The organism is Dactylosporangium salmoneum, from assembly GCF_039532525.1.
Classification (GTDB): Bacteria; Actinomycetota; Actinomycetes; order Mycobacteriales; family Micromonosporaceae; genus Dactylosporangium; species Dactylosporangium salmoneum.
This window is the reverse complement of record NZ_BAAARV010000058.1, coordinates 39118-60406: the sequence shown is the minus strand read 5'-3', so window position 1 is coordinate 60406 and position 21289 is coordinate 39118. Positions and strand designations below refer to the sequence as shown.

Below are 21289 nucleotides of genomic sequence, written 5' to 3'. Positions count from 1 at the left end.
GCCTACGCTCTGGGCATGCCGGTCGCGCGGGAGCGGGTCACCGCCACGCTGTTCGCCGTAACCACGCTGGTCGCCGTCGTGGTGAACAAGTTCGTGGTCCAGCCGCTGCTCTGGCGGATCGAGCCGGTGGCGGTCGGCTTCTCGATCGGCGTCCTGGTCCTCATCGCCGTCTGCGCCGGGCCCCCGGTCTGGTACGTGTGGGTGACTCGGGCGCTGCGGCGCCGGCCGGCGACCTTCGGGCTGGCGCCGGACGGGGCGGCGTTCGTCGTGGCCGAGTCGGTTGTGCCCCGCGGCCTCACGGGCATCCTGCTCATGTTCGGGGCCGGGAGCATGCTGCTCACCGAGCGGGTGCCTGACACCGACCGGGTGCGGCTGGCGCAGCTGGGGTGGGCCACCACCGCTTCCCTGGCCGTGGCCGTCGCGCTGGCCGTGATCGCGCTGGTGGTGATCTGGCTGCCGGGACCGTCGCTGGTGCTGACGCCGGACGGGATCAGCGTGCGGTACCCGTTGCGCCGCCGGGAATTGCGCTGGGACGAGCTGCTCCCGGGCGGCCCGCCACCGGTGAGTCGCTGGTACCTGACGCTGATGTACCGGAGCCCGGACGGACGGCCGAAGCGGCTCAACGTCGCCGTGTTCTCCTTCGATGTCGACCCCGTCTTCCTCGCCACCGTCGTCCGGCACTACAACGAGCGGCCGGAGGACCGGGGCGGCGTCGGCACGCCCGGTGAGCTCGAGCGGCTGGAGTCGAGCTACGCCGCATGGCGGGCGGCGACCGGAGCGCGACCGGCCTGAGGCACGACGCCTCCGGAACTGTCAGCTGGGCGACACTACATTCACTGCAACCTCTTTCCCCGGTGCGGCGTGTTGTCGCCGAACAAGCCGAAAGCCGAACGACCGGATCGCCGGTTGGCTATGGGGAGGAAGGGCAGTGTGAGTACCTTGCTTGACGGGGGCATTGTGGGGAGTCTGTCCGACAGCGGGCCCCCTGCTCGCGGCAGAGGGTTCGACGAGTTCTACGCGGCGTACTTCCAGCCGCTCACGGTCCAGCTGTTCGCCTACACGGGCGACATGGCCGCGGCCCAGGACGTGGTGCAAGAGGCGTTCTGCCGGGCGTTGTCGCGGTGGAAGCGGGTCGCCGAGATGGACGACCCCGCCGCTTGGGTGCGCCGGGTCGCCTGGAATCTGGCCACCAGCCGGTGGCGGCGAGCCCGGACCGCGATGGCCTTCGCGCGCCGGCATCGCGAGGAGCACGTCGCCGCGCCGAGCCCAGATCGGGTCGCGCTGGCCCAGGCGCTGGCCACGCTGCCCGAGCAGCAGCGGCGCGCGGTGATCCTGCACTACCTCGCGGACCTGCCCATCAGCGATATCGCGCGCCAGGAGGGTGTCGCCGAAGGCACCGTCAAGTCCTGGCTGCACCGGGGGCGCACCGCCCTCGCCACCCGCCTCACCGACAAGGAGACCCACCGTGCCTGACTTCGACCACGACGACCAGCTGCTCACCAACGCCTTCGCCGGGTTCCGCGACGAGGTCACTCCCTACGTCAAGCCCGCCGGTACGGCCGCGGCACGCGCCACGGTGCAGCACCGCCACAAGGTGCGAGCCGTCGCCGCGAGCGGGTTGGCCGCATTGGCGATCGCCGTGCCGGTGGTCGCCTACGCAGCCGGCGGCGCCAAGTCCAACGGGCCGCCGGCCGTGCCTGCCGACTCGCCCAGCGTGGTCGTGACGACCACGTCGCCGGCCGCGCCGAGCCCCGACGCCAGCACCACGCCCGCGGCGCCGGACGGACGGATCACCAAGGCGGACCTCGGCAACGCGACCTTCAACATCCCCGCCTGGCCGAAGGGGTTCGACGACGGCTGCGCGAAGGGGTCGGTGAAGTTCGCCTCGGGCAAGGCGTCGACCGACTCCAGCACCCGGATCCAGGGCGACCCGGTGTACATCGACGTCGACCACGACGGCGCGCAGGAGACGGTCGTCATCGTGTCCTGCAGCCCCCAGGGCACGGACTACAAGGTGCTCGCGCTCGACCGGGACGCGCAGGGCAAGATCGTCACCCTGGGCCAGGTGGTCGGCAGCGCCGGGAGCGAGGGCCAGGAGGGCAAGGACATCGAGACGATCTGGGGGGTCGAGGCCGGCGACAACGGACAGGTCCGGGTCGACGTCGGCGAGTACCGGCCCTGCTGCGACATGACGCAGTCCTCGCAGCACCAGTGGCGCATGTATGGCTGGAACGGCAGCGCGTTCACCCAGACCGGCGGGCCGACGGCGTTCGGGCCCAACCCGAACGTCACCGACCTCACCGTCAGCGCCGAGAAGCTGACGATGGTCGCGACCGGGGCCACGGCGTGGGAGGGCACCTTCAAGCTCACCATCCACAACGCCGGGCAGTTCGCCACGCCGGGCAAGGTTGAGATCAACCTGATCATCAACCAGACGTGGACGGTGCTCTCGACGACGGACTGCAAGGTCCAGACGGGCAATACGGCTTGCCAGGTGAGCAGTATCCCGGCGGGCGGCTCCAAGGTGGTCACCATCAAGCTCAGCGCGCAGACGCAGCCGCAGCTGTCCGAGTGCACCGTGTACGTCTACGCGGTCAACGACCAGCACGGCGTCTACCGGAGTCTCAAGGACCCCGCGTCGACCAAGGTGCAGGTGGTCCAGGCCTAGCCGAACCAGCCCGGACGGACCAGCCCAGTCTCGTAGGCCGCGACCACGAGCTGGGCTCGGTCTCGTGCCTTGAGCTTCAGCATCAGCCGCGAGATGTGCGTCTTCACGGTGGCCGGGCTGACGTACAGGCGCCGGGCGATCTGGTCGTTCGGCAGGCCCTGCGCGGCCAGGGTCAGCACCTCCCGCTCCCGCTCGGTCAGCCGCGACAGGCCGGCCGACGGGGGCGGGGGCTTGGCCCGGGCCGCGTACTCGGTCACCACCCGGCTCGTCACCGACGGGGCCAGCATCGAGGCGCCCGCCGCCACCGTCCGGACCGCCCGCAGCAGGTCCTCCGGCTCGTTGTCCTTGACCACGAAGCCGCTGGCCCCGGCCCGCAAAGCCGCGAAGATGTACTCGTCCACCTCGAACGTCGTCACGATGAGCACCCGGATGTCGCCGGGCAGCGCGCGGATCTCGCAGGTGGCGTCGATCCCGTCGAGCACCGGCATCCGGATGTCCATCGCCACCACGTCGGGGCGCAGCGCCGCGGCCTGCCGGACCGCCGCCCGCCCGTCCGCGGCCTCGGCCACGACCCGGATGTCGGGGCTCTCCTCCAGCAGGGCCCGCAGCCCCGCCCGCATCATGGCCTGATCGTCGGCCAGCACCACGCGGATCATGACCAGGCCTCGTACGGAAGATGCGCGCGCACCTCGACGCCGCCGCCGGGAACGCTCGAAATGTCGCAAGTTCCGCCGACCGTCAGCGCCCGCTCGCGCATGCCGGTCAGGCCGCCGCCCGGGTGCAGCGTGGCGGGTGACGGGCCGGGGTCGGCGATGGTCACGCGCACGGCATCCGCCAGGTACCAAACCCGGACCGATGCCGAGCGGGCGGGGGAATGCCGCTGCACGTTCGTGACGGCCTCCTGGATGATGCGGTACGCCGCCAGGTCCACCGCCGTCGGCAGCGCCACAGGCGCGCCCTGAACCTCGACGGTGAGCCGGAGGCCGGCCGCGGCGGCCTGCGCCTCGAGCGACGCAAGACGGTCCAGACCGGCGATCGGCGCGGTCGGCGAGGGCTCGGCGCGCAGCGTGGCCAGCACCGCGCGCAGGTCGGTCATCGTCGAGCGGCTCACGTCCTTGATGGCGGTGAGGGACTCGCGCACCCGGGCCGGGTCCCGGTCCAGCACCCGCAGGGCCAGGTTGGCGTGCACGGTCACCAGCGCGACCTGGTGGGCCAGCACGTCGTGCAGGTCCCGGGCGGCCCGCAGGCGCTCGGCGCCGGCCGCCCGGCGCTCCTCGGCCCGCCGGCGCTCCCGGGCCGCGCGCAGGGCCTCGGCCGCGGTCAGGATGAGGGCCAGCACGGCGGCGATCGCGACGAGGGTCATGGGCCCGGGGACGGGCTCGCGGCCGAGGAGGCGGGTCAGCACCACGTACCCGGCCAGCCCGACGAACGTGGTCGCCCAGGCCGCCGCCCGGTGGCCCCGCAGCACGGCGTAGAACATCGCCACGGCCAGGGCGATGAAGGTCGGCCCGTAGCGGTAGCCCAGCGCGCAGTACAGCGCGGGCGGCACGATGCCGGCGGCCAGCACGGCGACGGGCGCGCGCTCGCGGGCGAACAGCAGCTGGGGGCCGAGCGCGACCAGAAGCCAGCCCAGGGAGTCCGGCGCCGGGCGGGCGGTGGGGTGGTGGGTGGCCACGGCGACGGCCAGCAGCTGTACCGCGGCCACCTTGACCGGTACCAGCCGGTCCCAGCGCAGCCAGCGGGAGGCGTCCACGAGCCGATGTTATGAAGGCTCGCGGCCGAGCACAGCCACGCCGGGTTGGTATCGGACTACGCCGTTCGGCGTAGCCGGCGGAGTGTCGGCTACGCCGTCAGTCGACCAACCGCATGGCGACCGTGGGGGCGTCCAGCAGTACCGATGCCGGCTCGGAACCGACGACGGTCTGCAGCCGGTGGTCGCCGACGACCAGTTCGACGCCCGTGTAGAGCTCGATCGAGTCCCAGCCGTCCAGGCGGTACGACTTGCGGTAGATGCGCTCGGTCTCCTCCTTGATGTCGGGACTCGAGCGCTTCCAGATGAGCGTGCCGTTGTCGGCGAGGTCGGTCACGACCAGGTGGCCGTCCTCGACCGAGAGCCGGACGTGCTCCTTGGCGATCCAGGCGGCGGCCGCCTCGTGCAGCCAGGCGCCGACCGAGATGTCGTCGGGGTCGGACGGCTCGCGCCCGACCACCATCGGGCGGGCGGCGCCGACGACGAAGCGGCGGCGGGCCAGGTCATCGACGACGATTGCGACGGCGAACGCCGCGGGGCGGGGGCCGGCGTCCTTGACCGCCTCGCCGTGGCGCGGGCAGGCGGGCACGCCGCCGCGCATCCGGGGCACGGGCTGGCCGATGCGCCGGTACTCCCCGAAGGCCGGGCAGTCGGGCTCCTTGCACCGCCACTGCCGGGCCATCAGCGACGCGCCCACGCCGCTGGGCTCGGCCCGCGTGAACCGCCGCCGCACCACCCTCGTGCGGCCGAAGCGCTGCGCCCCGCGGGCGGTGAACGACTGCAGCCCGTCGGGCCGCCCGCCCTTGGCTTGGTCCGGCTTCGCGGAAGGCTCCGCAGGGGCCTCCACCGCGGGCTCCTCCGCAGCGGAGGCGGAGGCGGAAGCGGAGGTGGAGGTGGAGTCGGCGGCGGGAGTGGAGTCGGAAGCGGGAGTGGAGTCGGAGGTGGAGGTGGAGTCGGAGGTGGAGGTGGAGTCGGCGGCAGGGGCGGAAGGGGAATCGGCGGAGGTCACGGGCTCGGCCATGGGCTTCTCGGCGGCCGGGTCGTCGGGGTCCGACGGGACGATGGGCAGCGTCGCCTTGCCCACCACCACCAGGCGCTCCTTGCCGTCCTTGGGCGGGGCCGGCTCGCCGCCGGGGGTGAGCACCGCGCCGCCGGCCCGCGGGGTCAGCCGGAGGACCCGCTCGGGGCTGTCGGTGAGCCAGGGGAAGCGGGGGGCGTACTGCGGCACGTCCCGCACCACGATCAGCGGAAGGCCGGTGAAGTCGGCGATCTCCACCGCCCGGTCGGCGACCACCGGCGTGACCTCGATCAGCCCGTCGTCGGCCCAGCGGCCCAGGACCATCCGCTCCTTGGAGGTCAGCGCGGCCTCGGAGAGCACCTCGCGCCCGGTCACGGGGTACAGCATGGCGCCCGCGTCAATGAGGTACCGGCTCAGCGCGTCGACCACCATGCCCAGGCGCAGCAGGTTGATGGGACGGCCGCCGTCCAGCGGCACGAACCGGGCGACCTCGCCCAGGTCGACCACGGCTTGCGCCAATGTGACGTCCGTGGTCAGCCGCTGCTCGATCGTGTCCATGACACGGCTGATCTCGAACCGCACGGCGTCCTCCTTCGACCCCAACACCCTAAGGCGACGCGGCCCGTGTGAACGGGACGCCACAGGATCAGACTTGTGTACCAGTCAGGAAGGTTGTCCGCCATAACCTACAAAACGACGATCAACTTACGAAACGGTCAGTCGTCCTCGTTCCCGTCCTTCTTCGCCTTGTCGTGCTTCCCCTTCCGCTCCCCGGAAGACCTCTTCGAGGGTGCCGCCGAGGAACTTCCCGTTGGCTGCGCCGTCGGGGGCTGGGTCTGGGCGGGTGCCGCGGCCGAGGCGAGCAGGACCGAGCGGCAGGCCGCGCCGTTGAGCGCGAAGCCGCTCGGCAGCGACCTGGAGTCGCCGGTGCTGCCGGCGCCCGCCCCGACCAGCGTGAACCGCCCGCCGGCGGTCAGGCCGCCGAGGTCGGACCCGCCGAGCAGGACCTTGCCGCCCTGCTGGTGCCAGGTCGCGCCGTCGATGGAGCCGATCGCCTGGCCGGCCGGGAGCTGGAAGGTCAGGCTCCAGCCGCCCTCGCCGCCGGTGGCGGTCAGGCGCAGGTCGGCGGTGAAGGAGCCGCCCGGCTCGTCGCGCGCCGAGTACTCGACCGCGCAGTCGACCGCGGCCGCCTTCGAGGGCTCGGCGGTGACGGCGGCCGGCTCCAGGCTCGGGCTCTCGGCCGCGTTGCCCGGGGAGCACATGGTGAGCCCGCCCACGGCCGCCACGGCGACCACCCCGCCCACGGTCAGCCGGCTGCGCCGGGCGTGCGGCGGGCGGCGGGGCAGCGCGTGGGTCACGGGGCCCTCGGGCCGCCGGGGCGCGGAAGGCATCTGCGGTACCGCCGCGGCAAGGATCCTGGCCAGATCCGACGCGGACGGGCGGTTCTCGGGCGCCTTGGCCAGGGACAGCGAGATGGCCCGGGTAACCCCCGGCGGGACCAGCCCGGGAGGCATGGGCGCGGGCCGGGTGCGCTGGTGGGCCTCCAGCACCCCGGTCGTGGTCGTCCCCTCGGGCCACGGAAAGTGCCCGGCGAGCGCCTTGTAGAGCAGCAGCGCGAGCGCGTACACGTCCGTGGCGGCCGTGGTCGGCAGCCCCCGTATGCGCTCCGGGGCCAGATAGGCGGGCGTGCCGAGGATCTGCCCGGCGCGGTCGCTGTCGTCGCCGGCGACCGCGGAGATGCCGAAGTCGACCAGCTTGGCGCCGCCCTCGGTGAGCATCACGTTGGCCGGCTTCACGTCGCGGTGGACCAGGCCGCGGGCGTGCACGGCGGCCAGCGCGTCGGCGAGCTGGGCGCCGACCCGCACCACCTCGGCCGGGGTCAGCGGCCCGGCCTGCGCCAACGACTGGCCGGTGACCAGCTCCATGACGACGTAGGGGGCGCCGTCGGGGCCGTGGCCGAAGTCGTAGACCTGGGCGATGTGCGGGTGGCTGAGCAGCGCGGCGGCCCGCGCCTCGGCCTGGATGCGCCGCCGCGAGACGGGGTCGGTCAGCAGCTTCGGCGCGAGCAGCTTGACCGCGACCGAGCGCTCCAGCACCTCGTCGAAGGCGCGCCAGACCACGGACATGCCGCCTGTGCCGAGGGGTTCGATCAGACGGTACCTGTCCACGCCATGGTTTTGCCCAGATTCACGTCAGCCACACCAACCTCGCCGGTATGGCGAGCGCCCAGCGCGCTGAGTAGCGCGAGGACGGGCTCGATCTTCTCGTAGAGCAGCAGCACCACGTCGCCGGGTTGGGCCAGGGCGAGCGCGGCCGGGATGGCTTCCTCGACCGTGCGCACCTCGACGCAGGTGGCTTGCGGGGCGACCCGGGCGAGCTCGGCCCGCAGCATGCCGGGCACCTCGCCGACGGCCCGGCCGCGGCGGTCGGCGTCCTCGTAGAGCACCACCCGGCCGAAGCGGGCCCCGACCGCGGCCGCGGACTCGCGCAGCAGGTCGTCGCGGCGGTCGCCGGGCAGGGTCACCGCCGCGACCGCGCGCTCGTAGCCCCAGACCCGCTCGACCAGGTCGCTCACGGCGGCGATGGCGGCCGGGTTGTGCGCGTAGTCGATCAGCACGTGCACCTCGCCGCAGCGCATGAGCGTGCCCCGGCCCGGGTTGTCGGTGAAGGTGCGCAGCTGCTCGGCGACCCGGGCGGTGGTCACCCCGAGCACCCGGGCGGCCGCGGCGGCGGCCAGCGCGTTGGCCACCAGGTGCCGGGCCGCGCCGCCGAAGCCACCGCCGAGCTCGTGCGCGGCCAGCAGCGGCACCCAGCGGCGGCCGGCGAGCTCGACCAGCCAGCCGTCGGCCAGCAGGTAGGCCCGGCCGCCGGAGTCCCAGTGCCGGCGGACCAGCGGGTTGCGCGGGTCGAGGGAGCACCAGATGATCTCGCGCCCGGGAAATTCGAGCTCGCGGCTGCGCGGGTCGTCGGCGTTGAGCACGACCGCGCCGCCCTCCCGGACCCGCTCGGCCACGACCGACTTGACGTCGACGAGGTCCTCGATGGTCTCGACGCCGTCCTGGCCGAGATGGTCGCTGGAGAGGTTGGTGATGACGCCGACGTCGCTCCAGTCGTACCCCAGGCCCTGGCGCAGCAGGCCGCCGCGTGCGGTCTCCAGCACGGCCGCGTCGACCGTCGGGTCGCCGAGCACGATCTGGGCCGAGCGCGGGCCGGTGGCGTCGGCCCGCTGCACCAGCCGCCCGCCGACCACGACCCCGTCGGTGGTGGTCACGCCGACCCGCAGGCCGGCCCCGGCGAGCAGGTGGGTGGTCAGCCGGGCCACCGTGGTCTTGCCGTTGGTGCCGGTGATCGAAACGACCGGGATCCGCGACGGCGCGCCGGCCGGATAGAGCGCGTCCACGATGGCCGCGCCGACGTCGTGCTGCTCCAGGTGCATGCGCAGGCCGGGAGCCGCGTTGACCTCGATCACGCCGCCGCGCCCCAGCGGCAGCTCGGCGGCGATGTCGGGCAGCCGCAGGTCGATGCCGGCGATGTCCAGCCCGACCAGGCCGGCCACCCGCCGGCACAGGTCCGACACCGACGGGTGCACCCGCCGGGTGACGTCGACGCTGGTGCCGCCGGTGGAGAGGTTGGCGTTGTCGCGCAGCCACACCGTGCGGCCGGGCTCGGGCACGTCGCGCAGGGTCAGCCCCTGCCGGCGCAGCAGCGTCTCGGCGACCGCGTCGACCGCCAGCCGGGTGAGCGCCCGGGCGTGCCCGACGCCCCGGCGCGGGTCCTCGTTGGCCAGCTCGACCAGGCCGGCGACGTCGGTGCGGCCGTCGCCGATCACGTGCGCGGCGACCCGTTCGGCGGCGGCCACGATCTCGCCGCCGACGGTCAGCACCCGGTAGTCGCGCCCGTCGAGCTGCCGTTCGACGACCACATCGCCGCCGTCGGCGGACGCCGCCGCGTAGGCGGCGCGCACCGCGTCCTCGGTGTCGAGGCCGAGGTACACGTGCATGCCCTGACGACCGCCGCGGGGCTTCACCACGACGGGCGGGCCGAGCTCGTCGAAGAGCGCGAGGGCCTCCTCCACCGAGCCGGCCGCGCCGCCGTCGGCTACCGGGATGCCGGCCTCGCCCAGCAGGCTGCGGGTCAGCTCCTTGTCGGCGGCGATGTCCACGCCGATCGCCGAGGTCTGGTCGGTGAGGGCGGCCCAGACCAGGCGCCGGTGCCGGCCGTAGCCGAGGCGCAGCAGGCTCAGGTCGCCGACCCGCTCGACCGGGATGCCGCGCTCGCGGGCCGCCCGGGCGATCGCCTCGGTGCTCGGCCCGGGCTTCTGCCGCTCATACCGCCGCTGCACCCCGGTCAGGTCGGGCACCGCGGACGGCTCGCCGCGGGTGAGCGGCAGCACCACCTCGATCGCCGCCCTGAGCAGCAGCTCGGACATCTCCGAGTCGTACGGCTCGTCGAGCGGGCACTCCATGATCACGTCGAAGGCCGACGGGTCGGAGGTGCCGACCGTGCGGCCGAAGCTGACCTCGCGCCCGATGAGGTTCGACAGCTCGATCGCGATGTGCTCGGCGGTGTGGCCGAAGTAGGTGCCGCCGTACAGCCGCTTGACGAAGCCGCCGGGCGCCCCGGCCGCGCAGTGGTGCTCGGCCAGGCCCGGCAGCAGGTCCAGCAGCCGCTCCGGCAGGCCCGGGAAATCGCAGGTCTCGCGGCCGGTCAGCCCGTCCAGGCGGACCCGGGTGACCTGGACGGGGCGGGCGAGGTACCGGTTGGGCCCCCGCAACCACCGACTGCTCTCAATCCGCATGATCCTCTTCCGCTCTCCTCATCGGCGCCCGGTCGGTCAGGTTGAACCGGTGCCCGGCCGGCAGGACGTGCAGTTGGGCGCCCCACAGGGCGATCGGGCCATCCGGCTCGGCCGACGAGCAGCTGATGTCGATGGCCTTCCCGGCGTCGATCACGGTGACGGTGCCCCGCCCGAGCACCTCGAAGACGTCGCCCTCGACCAGGATCGCGGTGTTCTCGTCGATGCCGAGGCCGAGCTCGTGCGGGAACATCGCGACGGCGCTGAGCAGCCGGTTGAGCCGCCCGCGCTCGGCGAAGTGCATGTCGATGAGCACGCTGGGCAGGAACTCCATGCCCGGCCCGGTGTGCACGCTCGTGGTGCTCACCGAGGCGAGGCTGCCGCCGAGGATCATGGTGCTCGACATCATCGTGGCGCCCGCGCTGGTGCCGGCCAGGATCATGCCCTCGGCCAGCCGCGCGTGCAGCGCCGAGTCGACCCGGGAGCCGCCGACGACGGTGGTGATCCGCAGCTGGTCGCCGCCGGTGAAGAAGACGCCGGTGGCCCGCTCGATGGCGGCCACGGCGAGGTCGCTGTTGGCGTCCTCGCGCGACTCGAGCCGCAGGGGCGTGACCCGGCCGGCGCCGAGCCGGTGGAAGACCTCGGCGTACTCCTTCTCCCGGTCGGCCGGGCTGAGGCTGGCCGTGGCGATGACGACGAGGTGCGCATCGGCCCCGCCGGCGAGCAGCACGAAGCGCTCGAGGATCTCGTCGTCGCCGGCGTCATGACTCTCCGCACCGCCGATGACGAGCAGCATTCCGGGCATTCCACCTCCAGAGCCCATCTTGCAAACCGCCGGGGCCCGCCGTACGGCGTTTGCCGGTTTTGGCCGGGCAGCTGCCCGTTGCACATCGACGCCCGTCTCACTACATTGAGCGCAACATATGTGTGTGAAACGTTTTAATGAAACGTTTCATGTCCAAAGGGAGCCGCCATGTCCCTGACAAAACGAAGTCGCGCGGCCGCCACCGCGCTCCTCAGCCTCGCCGCCGTCGTGCTGGTCGCGCCGCCCGCGCCGGCCGTCGCGGCTACGCCCGTGAGCCTCTCCGGGTCGCACTGGATCTGGTACCCAGAGGGCGACCCCCGCACCACCGCCCCCGTGGGCTACCGGTACTTCCGCAAGACCTTCAGCGTCCCGGCCGGCGCGGTCAGCGACGCCCAGCTCGTCGTCACCGGCGACGACTCGGTCGACGTCTGGCTCAACGGCAAGCCGCTCGCGGGCTCGCCGCGGGTGGTCGACTCGTGGAAGAGCGCGCTGTACGTCGACCTGGGCAGCGCGCTGACCAGCGGTACCAACACCGTCGCCCTCGCGGTGAAGAACACCACGTCCGGCCCGGCGGGCGTCATCGGGCACGTCCACGTGGTCACCGCGGGCGGGACCGTCGACGCGGTCACCGACACGTCCTGGAAGTCGGCGCAGAGCGCGCCGACCGGCTGGGAGCAGACCGGCTTCGGCGACGGCGGCTGGCCGGCCGCGCTCGACCTCGGCCTCTACGGCTCCTCGCCGTGGAACACCTCCGTCGTGCTGCCCGACCCCAACGCCGTCTCCCCGCTGAGCGTGGCCGGCGGCACCGTCGAGCACGCGAGCAACCCGCTCGGCGTGGACGCCGCCCAGCCGCGCTTCGGCTGGAAGCTGTCCTCGTCGCAGGACCAGCAGCGGCAGGCGGCCTACCAGGTCCAGGTCTCCACCTCGAGCGCCAACACCGCCGACGTCTGGGACAGCGGGCGGGTGCCGTCCGGGAACCAGGTCGACCTCGTCTACGGCGGGCCGGCGCTGTCGAGCATGAAGAAGTACTACTGGAGGGTCCGCGTCTGGGACACCCAGGGCCGGGCGAGCGGCTGGGGCGCGACCCAGACCTTCGAGACCGCGCTGCGCGCCCCGGCGACCGAGTGGACCGGCGACTTCGTCGGGCAGCCGGCGGTCGCCGCCGACCTGTCCGGGGCCACCTGGATCTGGTACCCCGAGGGCGACCCCGCCGCCGGGGTGCCCGCGGCCACGCGGTACTTCCGCCGGACCTTCACCCTGTCCGCCGTCCCGAGCAGCGCCACCCTGGTGGTCACCGGCGACGACACCGCCGACGTGTGGGTCAACGGCGTGCAGGTGAGCACCTCGCCGCGGGTCTACCAGTCCTGGCAGCAGGCCGTCGCGCTGGACGTGCGGGGGCGACTGACCAGCGGTACCAACACCATCGCCATCTCCACCGAGAACACCACCCAGTCGCCGGCCGGGATGATCGCCAAGCTGACCGTGGCCGGCGCCCCGACGATCACCACCGACACCGCGTGGAAGTCCTCGACCAGCGGCCCGTCGGGCTGGAACCAGGGCGGCTTCAACGACTCGTCCTGGCCAGCGGCCAAGGCGGTCGCCACCTACGGCAGCGGCCCGTGGGCCTCCAACGTGGTCATCGCCAAGGCCGCGCCGCTGGTGCGCAAGGGCTTCACGGTGAGCAAGGCGGTCGCCTCGGCGCGCCTGCTGACCACCGCGCTCGGCCTGCACGAGACCCGGCTCAACGGAGCCAAGGTCGGCACCGACGTGCTCGCTCCCGGCTGGACCGACTACACCAAGCGGCTGCAGTACAAGGAGTACGACGTCACCGGCCAGATCCGGCAGGGCGACAACGCGCTCGGCGCCTGGCTCGGCAACGGCTGGTACTCCGGGAGCCTCGGCTTCGCCGGCAGCCAGCACTACGGCACCCAGCCGTGGTACGCCGCCCAGCTGCTCATCACCTTCACCGACGGCACCACCCAGACCGTCCGCACGGACTCCAGCTGGAAGGTGACCAGCGGCCCGATCCGCGCCGACGACCTCTACAACGGCGAGTCCTACGACGCCCGCCTGACCGCCGCCGGCTGGGACAGCCCCGGCTTCGACGACGCCGCCTGGTCCGCCGTCGCCGTCAGGACCGCCGCCTTGCCCAACCTGGTCAGCCAGGTCGACCCCGGCGTGAAGACCCAGCAGGACTTCCGGCCGGTGGCGATCACCCAGCCGCAGGCCGGGGTGTGGGTCTTCGACCTGGGCCAGAACTTCGCCGGCTGGGACCGCCTGTCGATGTCCGCGCCGGCCGGCACCACCGTGCAGCTGCGCCACGCCGAGGTGCTCAACCCCGACGGCACGATCTACACGGCCAACCTACGCAACGCCCAGGCCACCGACCGGTACACCTTCGCCGGCTCCGGGACCGAGACCTACGAGCCGCGGTTCACCGTGCACGGGTACCGCTACGTCGAGCTCACCGGCGCGCCGGCCGGCTTCACCCCGACCGCCGACACGCTCACCGGCCGGGCGGCGTGGACCGCCGGCAGCCAGCTCGGCACGTTCACCACGTCCAGCGCGATGCTCAACCAGCTGGAGCACAACATCCTGTGGGGCGAGCGCAGCAACATGCTCTCGATCCCGACCGACTGCCCGCAGCGCGACGAGCGCCTCGGGTGGACCGGCGACATCGCGATCTTCAGCAACACCGCGACGTTCAACGTGGACGTGCACGCCTTCCTGGACAAGTTCGCCGACGACCTGGTCGACGCCCAGCACTCCGACGGGGCGTTCACCGACGTCGCCCCGGGCGTCTGCTGCGGCGCCGGCACCGCCGGGTGGGGCGACGCCGGGGTGATCGTGCCCTACACCCTGTGGCAGCGCTACGGCGACGTGCGGGTCGTGGACGAGCACTTCGCGGCCATGGCGAAGTGGGTGGACTACCTGCGCAGCACCTCCGGCGCCGACCTGATCCGCAACCAGACGACGTACGGCGACTGGCTCAACGTCAACGACAACACCGCCCAGGACGTCATCTCCACCGCCTTCTTCGCGTGGTCGGCCCGCATGGTCTCGCGGATGGCGGCGGCGACCGGCCGCAGCGCCGAGGCGACCTCCTACGGGCAGCTCGCCGACCAGGTCGCGGCCGCGTTCACCAACCGGTTCGTGGCCGCGGACGGCACGGTCAGCGGCAACACGCAGACCGGCTACGTGCTGGCCCTCGCCTTCGGCCTGCTCCCGGCCAACCGGGTGCAGGCGGCGGCGGACAAGCTGGCCGCGAAGGTTGCCTCGACCGGCGGGCACCTGTCGGTCGGGTTCCTCGGCGTGGAGAACCTGCTGCCGGCGCTGGCGAACAACGGGCACGCGGACACGGCCTACCAGATCCTCATGCAGCCCGGCTTCCCCGGCTGGGGTTACATGATCTCCAAGGGCGCCACCACGATCTGGGAGCGCTGGGACGGCATCCGCACCGACGGCTCGTTCAACGACCCGGGCATGAACTCCTTCAACCACTACGGCCTCGGCTCGGTCGGCGACTTCCTGTACCGCCAGGTCGGCGGACTCGGCCCGGCCGCGCCCGGCTACTCGGCCCTGCTGATCGCCCCGCAGCCGGGCGGCGGCCTCACGTCGGCGAAGTCGGCGTACGAGACCCCGTACGGCAACGCGGTCAGCGACTGGTCGGTCTCGGGCGGCACCCTCACGCTGCGGGTGACCGTCCCGGCCGGCGCCTCGGCCACGGTCCGCGTCCCGACGTCCAACGCGGCGTCGATCGCGGCCCCGGCCCAGGCCGTCCCCTCCGGCACGGCCTCGTTCTACCTGCCGGCCGGCTCGTACACCTTCACGGCCGCCGCTTAGTTCGACGGGAGGGAGCGTCCTACCGGGGCGCTCCCATCCCCGCCGCCCCGGGCGAATACTGATGGGCATGAGTGTCCCCAGGCTCATCCGCCCCGCGAAGCTGCCGGCCACCACGCCCCCGCCGCTCACCGGCCCCTGGACCCCCGACGACACCCGCCTGGACCGGGCCGAGCTCCTGCCCTTGCCCTCCGGCCGCCCGCCCGAGGACGTGGCGGCCGACGGGTCGGGCGCGGTGTTCTGCGGTACCGAGGACGGCCGCATCTGGCGCCCACCCGCAGCTGCGCCGCCTGGTCGCCCTGCTGCCGACCGGCATCCAGCCCGGGCCGGGCCCGCACACGATCGCCGCCCTGGTCGACGCCGAGGGCCGGGTCCTGCGCACCCTCCACGGGCCGGCCGGCCGCTACCCGATGCTGACCGGACTCCGCCAGGACGGCGAGACGCTCTGGCTGGCCAGCCTGACGCGGCCCGCCCTCGCCCGGGTCACGCTGGGCGGCGACGCTCGAACGGGCACTGGTACCACAGGAACCTAGGCAGCAGCCCGGTCTCATAGGCCAGGCCGTCGACCCGCACGGGGACCACGGAGTCGGGGTCGGGCAGGGCGGCGGTGCGGACCCAGCTCCCGCCCTTGCCCCGCGTGCCGCCCTCGCGCCGAAGGCGGTCGAACAGGCCGGGCGGGGCCCAGTCCTCGGCGAACGCCTCGACCAGGCCCTCGGTCGTGTCGGTGAACTGGTAGCGGGCGGCGTACGGGGTGCCGTTGTGCCGCCACACCAGCAGCTCGACCGGGCGGCGGAGCAGGGACTCCAGCCAGGCCAGCGGGGGACCCAGCTCGTCATGGGCGGCCGGCGCGGGCATGGCCAGCGGGCTCGGCTCCTCCGGCGGGAGGTAGGTGTGGCTGTCCAGCTGGTCGCCGCGCAGGCGGCCGTCCAGCAGGTGCAGGCCGACGCTCAGCAGCTCGGTCTGGTCGCGGATGGAGACCTCGGCCACCACCGAGCCATCGTGCTCGTTGCGGAAGACCTCGCTGCCCGCGCCGGCGGCCGGGAGCTCACGGGCGCCCTCGCGCAGGGCCAGCACGAAGGCGGCCTCCGGCTCGGTGAACTCGTCGCCGGCGGGGAACCAGTCGTCGCGGCGCAGGTCCGACGGGGGCCTCGGGCGGTCGGTGCGCATGCGGACGGCGATCAGCACGGCGCCCGGGCCGAAGAACGCGATGCCGAGCACGCCGCCGATCTTGTCTCCGATGCCGCCGTCCGAGAACAGCAGGGCGATGCCCGCGACCACGAACATCAGGCAGCCGGCGATTGCCCCCCATGGACTCACGCCGGGATCATGTCCTGCGGCGCTCGTAGGCGGCGCGACTTTGCTCGATATGTGGGACGTGCTCCATCGCCCAGCCGGCCAGGGTCAGGGCCGGGCCCAGCAGGCTTCGGCCCATAGCGGTCAGGGTGTACTCCACCCTCGGCGGGACCTCGGCGTGGACCTCGCGGGCGACCAGGCCGTCGCGCTCCAGATTGCGCAGGGTCAGGGTCAGCATGCGCTGGGAGATGCCCGGGACCCGCTGATGGAGATCGGTGAAGCGCAGCGTCTGCTGGTCCAGGGTGGCGACCACCAGCAGGGTCCACTTGTTGCAGATCTGCTCCAGGATCTGGCGCAGCGTGTGGCCGCCGTCCCCCCGGATCATGCAGAGGTGTTCGTACTCCGACATGGCGCTCCCTGTGCGTCAGGCACACGCGTGTGCCTTTTGTAGGCCCCTCGATAGTGACGCATCATGGGGTTCCTTACGAAAGGTAAGTGTCCTGGTAGGAGGGCGTCGTGAAGGTTGCGTTCTGGGTTCTGGCCGGGCTGCTGGCACTGTTCTACCTCTATGCGGGCGGCAAGAAGGTCGCGCAGAGCAAGGAGCGGCTGCAGCCGATGATGGGGTGGGTCGACACCGTGCCGATGCCGCTCGTGCGGGTCATCGGGGCGCTCGAGATCCTCGGGGCGATCGGGCTCATCCTGCCGCCGCTCACCGGGATCGCGGCCGGGCTGGCGATCGCGGCGGCCGCCGGGCTGGTGCTCGTGCAGGTGGGCGGGATCGCGCTGCACCTCTCGCGCGGGGAGGGGCGGCTCATCGGGCTCAACATCGGGCTGCTCGCGGCCGCCGCCGTCACCGTCTGGCTGGGGACCGCCTTCGTCTAGTCCGTTTCCGGGCGCTGCTCGTCGCGGGCCTCGTGCAGCGCGTCCATGAGGGCGGCGTTGATGCGGGAGCCGCCGCGCTTGAAGCCCAGCTGCCTGCGGGCCTCCTCGATGACCTGCTCCTCGGTGCGCAGCAGGGTGTCGGACTCGATCCAGCGGATGAGGTCGACGAGGAGCTCGCGCGGGTACTCCCCGATCGGGCGGCCGGGGGTCAGCGCCGGGCGGGGCAGCGGGCGGGAGTCCTCCCCTGCCACCGGCTCCGGCTCGTCCGCGGCCAGGTTCAGCACCACCGTGGGCTCGTCGGTGCGGCGGGCGTCCACCGCGGCGACCGCCTCGTCGTAGGCGGCCCGGGCGCGGGAGGTCTCGGCCACCGGGTCGGCGAACCAGTCGGTCGACCAGATGCGGTGGAAGCGCCAGCCCAGCCGCTCCAGCTGCTCCTGGCGCAGGCGGTCGCGGTCGCGGGCGGTGCTGGCCGAGTGGTACGAGGCGCCGTCGGTCTCGATGGCCAGGACCATCTCGTCGGGGACGGTCGGGTGGGCGCAGGCGAAGTCGATGCGGTAGCCGGCCGTGCCGAACTGCGGGACGACCGGGATGCCGGCGGCCGCCAGGCGGTCGCGGACGTCCTGCTCGAAGGCGTTGAGCTGGGAGAACGCGGAGGCGGCGCCGGTCAGGCCCGTGCCCCCCGACTCGGCGTACTCGAGGTAGGCCCGCAGCAGGCGCACCCCGTCGGACGTGGTGCGGGCCGGGTCCATGTCGGCCGCGGTGAACGAGCTGACCAGGGTCATCCGGCGGCGGGCCCGCGTCACGGCGACGTTGAGGCGGCGTTCGCCACCCGGGAGCAGCAATGGGCCGAAGCGGTACAGCAGCCGCCCGGCCGAGTTCTTGCCGTACCCGATGGAAAGGATGATGGCGTCGCGCTCGTCGCCCTGGACCCGCTCGAGATTCTTGACGAAGAAGCGCTCGGTTGAGGTCTCGGCGAAGAACGGGTGCAGCTCGGGGCGGGCGGCGAGGGCCTTGCGCAGGGCGAGGTCGATGCGCTCGGCGTGGGTGATGCCCATCGTGATCACGCCGAGCGACTCGTTCGGGCGCACCTGGGCGTGCTGCAGGACCAGCTCCACGACCCGCTGTACCTCGGCCGTGGCCGAGTCCTCGGAAGCCTCGCCCGAGGCGTCGAACGGCACGTGGACGTGGGACACGCTGCCCACGCCGGCCACGCCGGGGAAGGTGACCAGCGAGCCGTCGTAGATGTGCGCGTTGGAGAAGCCGATCAGCCGGTCGTCCTGGCTGCGGTAGTGCCAGCGCAGCATGTAGCCGGGCAGCAGCGCGGTCAGCACGTCCAGGATCGACTCGTAGCCGGAGGTCAGCGACAGGTCGATCGAGCCGTCGGCGTTGACGCCGAGCGGGTCGGGGGTGGTGCCCTCCTCGGCCGCGGTGAAGAACGACGTCGGCGGGAGCTGGTGCTCGTCGCCGGCCACGACGATCTGGCGGCCGCGCAGCAGGGCCGGCACGGCGTCGGCCGGGGTGACCTGGCTGGCCTCGTCGAAGACGACCACGTCGAAGAGGTCGGCCTGCGGCGGCAGCAGCTGGGAGACCACCAGCGGGCTCATCGCCCAGCACGGGCGCAGGGCGGTGAGCATGTGCGGGGCGGTCGCGAAGAGCTGGCGGATCGGCAGGTGGCGGCGCTTGAGGTTGGCCTGGTGCTCGACCAGGCGGCTCTCGTCGGGGTACTCGTCGCGGGTCCGCGTGATGTGCTCGGCCACGGCGCGCAGCACCCGCGTGGTGGTGGCGTCGATGTGGCGGCGGTCGGCGTCACGGAACTCGGCGACGTTGCGCGCGTGCAGCGGGCCGTCGAAGGCGCCGACCCGCGGGTCGGTGAAGTTGAGGTGCTGCAGGATCGAGGCGTGCCAGCAGGCGTCGAAGACGGCGGCCGCCCCGTCGGCGTCGGGCCGGCGGGCCCGCAGGTCCGCCAGCAGCGGGTCGAGGCCGAAGGAGGCGAACCCGGCGGCCAGCTCGTTGAGGCGCGGCATGCGGCGCAGGGTGCGCTCGTCGGCGGCCAGTGCGGCCACGAGGCGGCCCAGCCGGTCGAGGTCCATGCCGGCCATCGGGAGCTGGGGGCAGTACCGCTGCAGCTGTTGCACCTGCACGTCGAGCTGGTCGAACGCGGCGCGGGCGCGGGCCAGTTCGGCGGGCAGCCGCGGGGTGCCGCCGTCGGCCGCGAGCCGGGCCCACTCCTGGCGCTGGGCGAGCGCGCCCTGCAGGCCGGCGAACAGCTCCGGCCGGCTCGGGGTCCCCGGGCCGCGCCACAGCTGGGCGGCCTGCTTGCGCATGCGCCGACGGGCCCACCAGCTGAGGTCGGTGCCGGGCTGGCCGGCGTGTGCGCGGCGCCAGTCGGCGTCGGCGGCCGAGGCGATGTACGCGGCGAGGTCGGTCCGGAACACCTCCTCGCGCAGGCGCGCGAGGGTGGCGGCGACCGCGTCGAGCAGCGCGAAGAGGGCCCGCCAGCCGGCGAGGTCGGCCGGGGCGCGCAGGCCGGCGTGCTCCTGCACGTACCGCAGGGCCGGGCGGGCGTCGGGCAGGGTCCGGGTCGAGAGCTTCTCGGCCAGCTCGAAGGCGGCCTCGGCGTCGGCCGGGGAGTGCACGGCCGCGCCGACCCAGCCCGACTGCAGCCCGTCGAGGGCGAACCCGCCCAGCGTGGCGTAGTCGCGCAGCTGCTCGCGGACCCGCCGGGCGGTGGCGGCGTCGAGCGCGGTGAGCACCGGGCCGCGCAGCCGCACCTCGGTCATCGGCACGACCGCGCCGGAGAGCCGGATCATCTCGGTCTGGGCCTGGAACACCGAGACGTCCCACGGCTCGCGCGGCAGGTGCATGGCCTCGTCGTGGTCGTTGAGCGCGGCCCGCCGGACGGTCAGCGTCTCGTGCAGCACGCCGAGCTCGGGCTGGGCGATGCGGGCGGCCGAGTCGAAGGCGGCCTTGAGGTCGGCCGCCACCTTGCGTCGCGAGGTGGTGCCGTCGTGCACGTCCATCACCAGGTCGCCCAGCCCACGGCGGGCCAGCCGGTCGGTGACGGCGGTGATCGCGGCCCGCTTCTCCGCCACGAAGAGCACCCGCTTGCCCCGGGCGACCAGGGACGCGATGAGGTTGGCGATGGTCTGGCTCTTGCCGGTGCCGGGCGGGCCCTTGATCACGCTGTGCTGGCCGGCCAGGACGGCGTTGATCGCGTAGTTCTGCGACGAGTCGGCGTCGAGGACCAGGAACTCGTTCTCCGGCGGGATCCAATCCGGGTCGCGCAGCGCGAGGCCGGGGGCCGGGCGCAGCGCCGCCTGGGCGTCGCGGTCGCCGGCGATGGCGGCGATGACGTCGTGCTCGACCAGGGCCCGGGCCGCCACCCGCAGGTCGGTGACCATGGGCAGCTTGGCGTAGGAGAAGGTGCCCAGCACGAAGCGGGGGCTGATCGCGAAGCCGCGGACCCGGCCGGACGCCTCCTTGACCAGGCGTTCGTACAGCGGCTGCGCATCGAAGCCGGCGGTGTAGCTCACCAGCTCCTCGAGCTCGTCGGCGTCGACCCGCACGCCGAAGTCCTCCTCCAGCAGCTGCAGCAGCGTCGGGTTGAGCTCCAGGTCGCCCTGCAGCGTGAGGTCGAAGTCCTCCTCGGCGGCGCCGCGGGCCCGCAGCAGGGCCGAGCGCAGCAGCACCGGCGCGGCCGGGGCGGCCCCGCCGCCGGGCGGCGGGCTCCAGGTGGCGCTGCCGATGGCGGCGAAGCAGGTCTCGATGCCGCGCTCCTCGGCCAGCTCCCGGGCCTTGTTGCGGATCGTGCGGGCCCGCTTGATGGCGGCGGCGTGCGCGTCGCGGTCGGCGAAGAGGTGGCCGAGCGACAGGGTGCGGCCGCCGAGCAGGGACTGCAGGGAGACCGGGTCGGCGGCGCTCAGGTCGAGCGTGCCGGACCGCAGGTCGCGGTAGTAGAGCAGCGTGTTGCGCCCGCCGAGGTCGATCAGCTGGGACCGCCAGCGTCGGGCCGCCTCCTGCACCAGCGCGCCCCGCCGGTCCACAGCGTCGTCCACGCTTGCGAGCGTAGCGGGCCTGACAAGGGAAGTCCGGAGAGCGCTCCCCCAACCAGCCAGCTCGTCGTGGGACTCCAACCGCACGGGCACGACCGGGCACATCACCTTCCACCACCAGCCACGGGCGGCACCAACCCGCCCCCGTCCGGCGGGGCCGCGGCGCCCTACCTCTACATGGGCTGG

General features: G+C 73.4%; 15 protein-coding genes. 6 read left to right on the top strand and 9 right to left on the bottom strand.

What is annotated here, in order from left to right:
- Positions 1 to 15: 15 nt before the first annotated feature.
- From ABD352_RS30285 to ABD352_RS30275, 3 genes are all read left to right on the top strand, one after another.
- The gene (locus ABD352_RS30285; RefSeq protein WP_344615927.1) at positions 16 to 792 is read left to right on the top strand and encodes a PH domain-containing protein; all 777 of its coding nucleotides are present in this window, start codon (positions 16 to 18) and stop codon (positions 790 to 792) included.
- A 162-nt stretch (positions 793 to 954) separates the two neighbouring features.
- Positions 955 to 1473 carry a SigE family RNA polymerase sigma factor gene (locus ABD352_RS30280; protein ID WP_344616048.1) on the top strand — a complete coding sequence of 173 codons (519 nt, stop codon included), beginning with the start codon at positions 955 to 957 and terminating at the stop codon, positions 1471 to 1473.
- The gene (locus tag ABD352_RS30275) at positions 1466 to 2668 is read left to right on the top strand and encodes a hypothetical protein (protein ID WP_344615926.1); all 1203 of its coding nucleotides are present in this window, start codon (positions 1466 to 1468) and stop codon (positions 2666 to 2668) included. The genes ABD352_RS30280 and ABD352_RS30275 overlap by 8 nt, the downstream gene beginning before the upstream one ends.
- Here the strand turns inward: ABD352_RS30275 and ABD352_RS30270 are convergent.
- From ABD352_RS30270 to ABD352_RS30245, 6 genes are all read right to left on the bottom strand, one after another.
- Positions 2665 to 3324 carry a response regulator gene (locus tag ABD352_RS30270; protein WP_344615925.1) on the bottom strand — a complete coding sequence of 220 codons (660 nt, stop codon included), beginning with the start codon at positions 3322 to 3324 and terminating at the stop codon, positions 2665 to 2667. The genes ABD352_RS30275 and ABD352_RS30270 overlap by 4 nt on opposite strands.
- A complete protein-coding gene (locus ABD352_RS30265) occupies positions 3321 to 4421 on the bottom strand; it encodes a sensor histidine kinase (RefSeq protein ID WP_344615924.1) in 1101 nt (366 codons plus the stop codon). Before ABD352_RS30265 ends, ABD352_RS30270 begins: the two co-directional genes overlap by 4 nt.
- Positions 4422 to 4518: 97 nt before the next feature.
- Positions 4519 to 6018 (bottom strand): FHA domain-containing protein, encoded by a 1500-nt coding sequence (locus ABD352_RS30260; RefSeq protein WP_344615923.1) that lies wholly within the window; start codon positions 6016 to 6018, stop codon positions 4519 to 4521.
- A gap of 134 nt (positions 6019 to 6152) precedes the next feature.
- Positions 6153 to 7604, bottom strand: a complete 1452-nt coding sequence (locus ABD352_RS30255; RefSeq protein ID WP_344615922.1) for a serine/threonine-protein kinase — start codon at positions 7602 to 7604, stop codon at positions 6153 to 6155.
- Positions 7586 to 10210, bottom strand: coding sequence for a cyanophycin synthetase (gene cphA, locus ABD352_RS30250; protein ID WP_344615921.1), 2625 nt, complete (start codon positions 10208 to 10210; stop codon positions 7586 to 7588). The genes ABD352_RS30255 and cphA overlap by 19 nt, the downstream gene beginning before the upstream one ends.
- Positions 10211 to 10223: 13 nt before the next feature.
- Positions 10224 to 11036, bottom strand: coding sequence for a cyanophycinase (locus ABD352_RS30245; protein WP_344615920.1), 813 nt, complete (start codon positions 11034 to 11036; stop codon positions 10224 to 10226).
- 168 nt (positions 11037 to 11204) lie between these two features.
- On the opposite strand from ABD352_RS30245, the gene ABD352_RS30240 reads away from it, so the two are divergent.
- Together ABD352_RS30240 and ABD352_RS30235 are read left to right on the top strand one after the other, a co-directional pair.
- Positions 11205 to 14879, top strand: a complete 3675-nt coding sequence (locus ABD352_RS30240; RefSeq protein WP_344615919.1) for a family 78 glycoside hydrolase catalytic domain — start codon at positions 11205 to 11207, stop codon at positions 14877 to 14879.
- Between the two features lie 61 nt (positions 14880 to 14940).
- Positions 14941 to 15429: a hypothetical protein gene (locus ABD352_RS30235; protein ID WP_344615918.1), complete on the top strand. Its 489-nt coding sequence runs from the start codon at positions 14941 to 14943 to the stop codon at positions 15427 to 15429.
- Here the strand turns inward: ABD352_RS30235 and ABD352_RS30230 are convergent.
- Positions 15360 to 16193: a hypothetical protein gene (locus tag ABD352_RS30230; RefSeq protein WP_344615917.1), complete on the bottom strand. Its 834-nt coding sequence runs from the start codon at positions 16191 to 16193 to the stop codon at positions 15360 to 15362. The genes ABD352_RS30235 and ABD352_RS30230 overlap by 70 nt on opposite strands.
- A 7-nt stretch (positions 16194 to 16200) precedes the next feature.
- The gene (locus ABD352_RS30225) at positions 16201 to 16578 is read right to left on the bottom strand and encodes a winged helix-turn-helix transcriptional regulator (RefSeq protein WP_344615916.1); all 378 of its coding nucleotides are present in this window, start codon (positions 16576 to 16578) and stop codon (positions 16201 to 16203) included.
- A 107-nt stretch (positions 16579 to 16685) separates the two neighbouring features.
- Between ABD352_RS30225 and ABD352_RS30220 the strand changes: the two genes are divergently transcribed.
- Positions 16686 to 17051 carry a DoxX family protein gene (locus tag ABD352_RS30220; protein WP_344615915.1) on the top strand — a complete coding sequence of 122 codons (366 nt, stop codon included), beginning with the start codon at positions 16686 to 16688 and terminating at the stop codon, positions 17049 to 17051.
- Here the strand turns inward: ABD352_RS30220 and ABD352_RS30215 are convergent.
- Positions 17048 to 21106 carry an AAA domain-containing protein gene (locus tag ABD352_RS30215; RefSeq protein ID WP_344615914.1) on the bottom strand — a complete coding sequence of 1353 codons (4059 nt, stop codon included), beginning with the start codon at positions 21104 to 21106 and terminating at the stop codon, positions 17048 to 17050. The two genes, ABD352_RS30220 and ABD352_RS30215, sit on opposite strands and share 4 nt — an antisense overlap.
- Positions 21107 to 21289 lie beyond the last annotated feature (183 nt).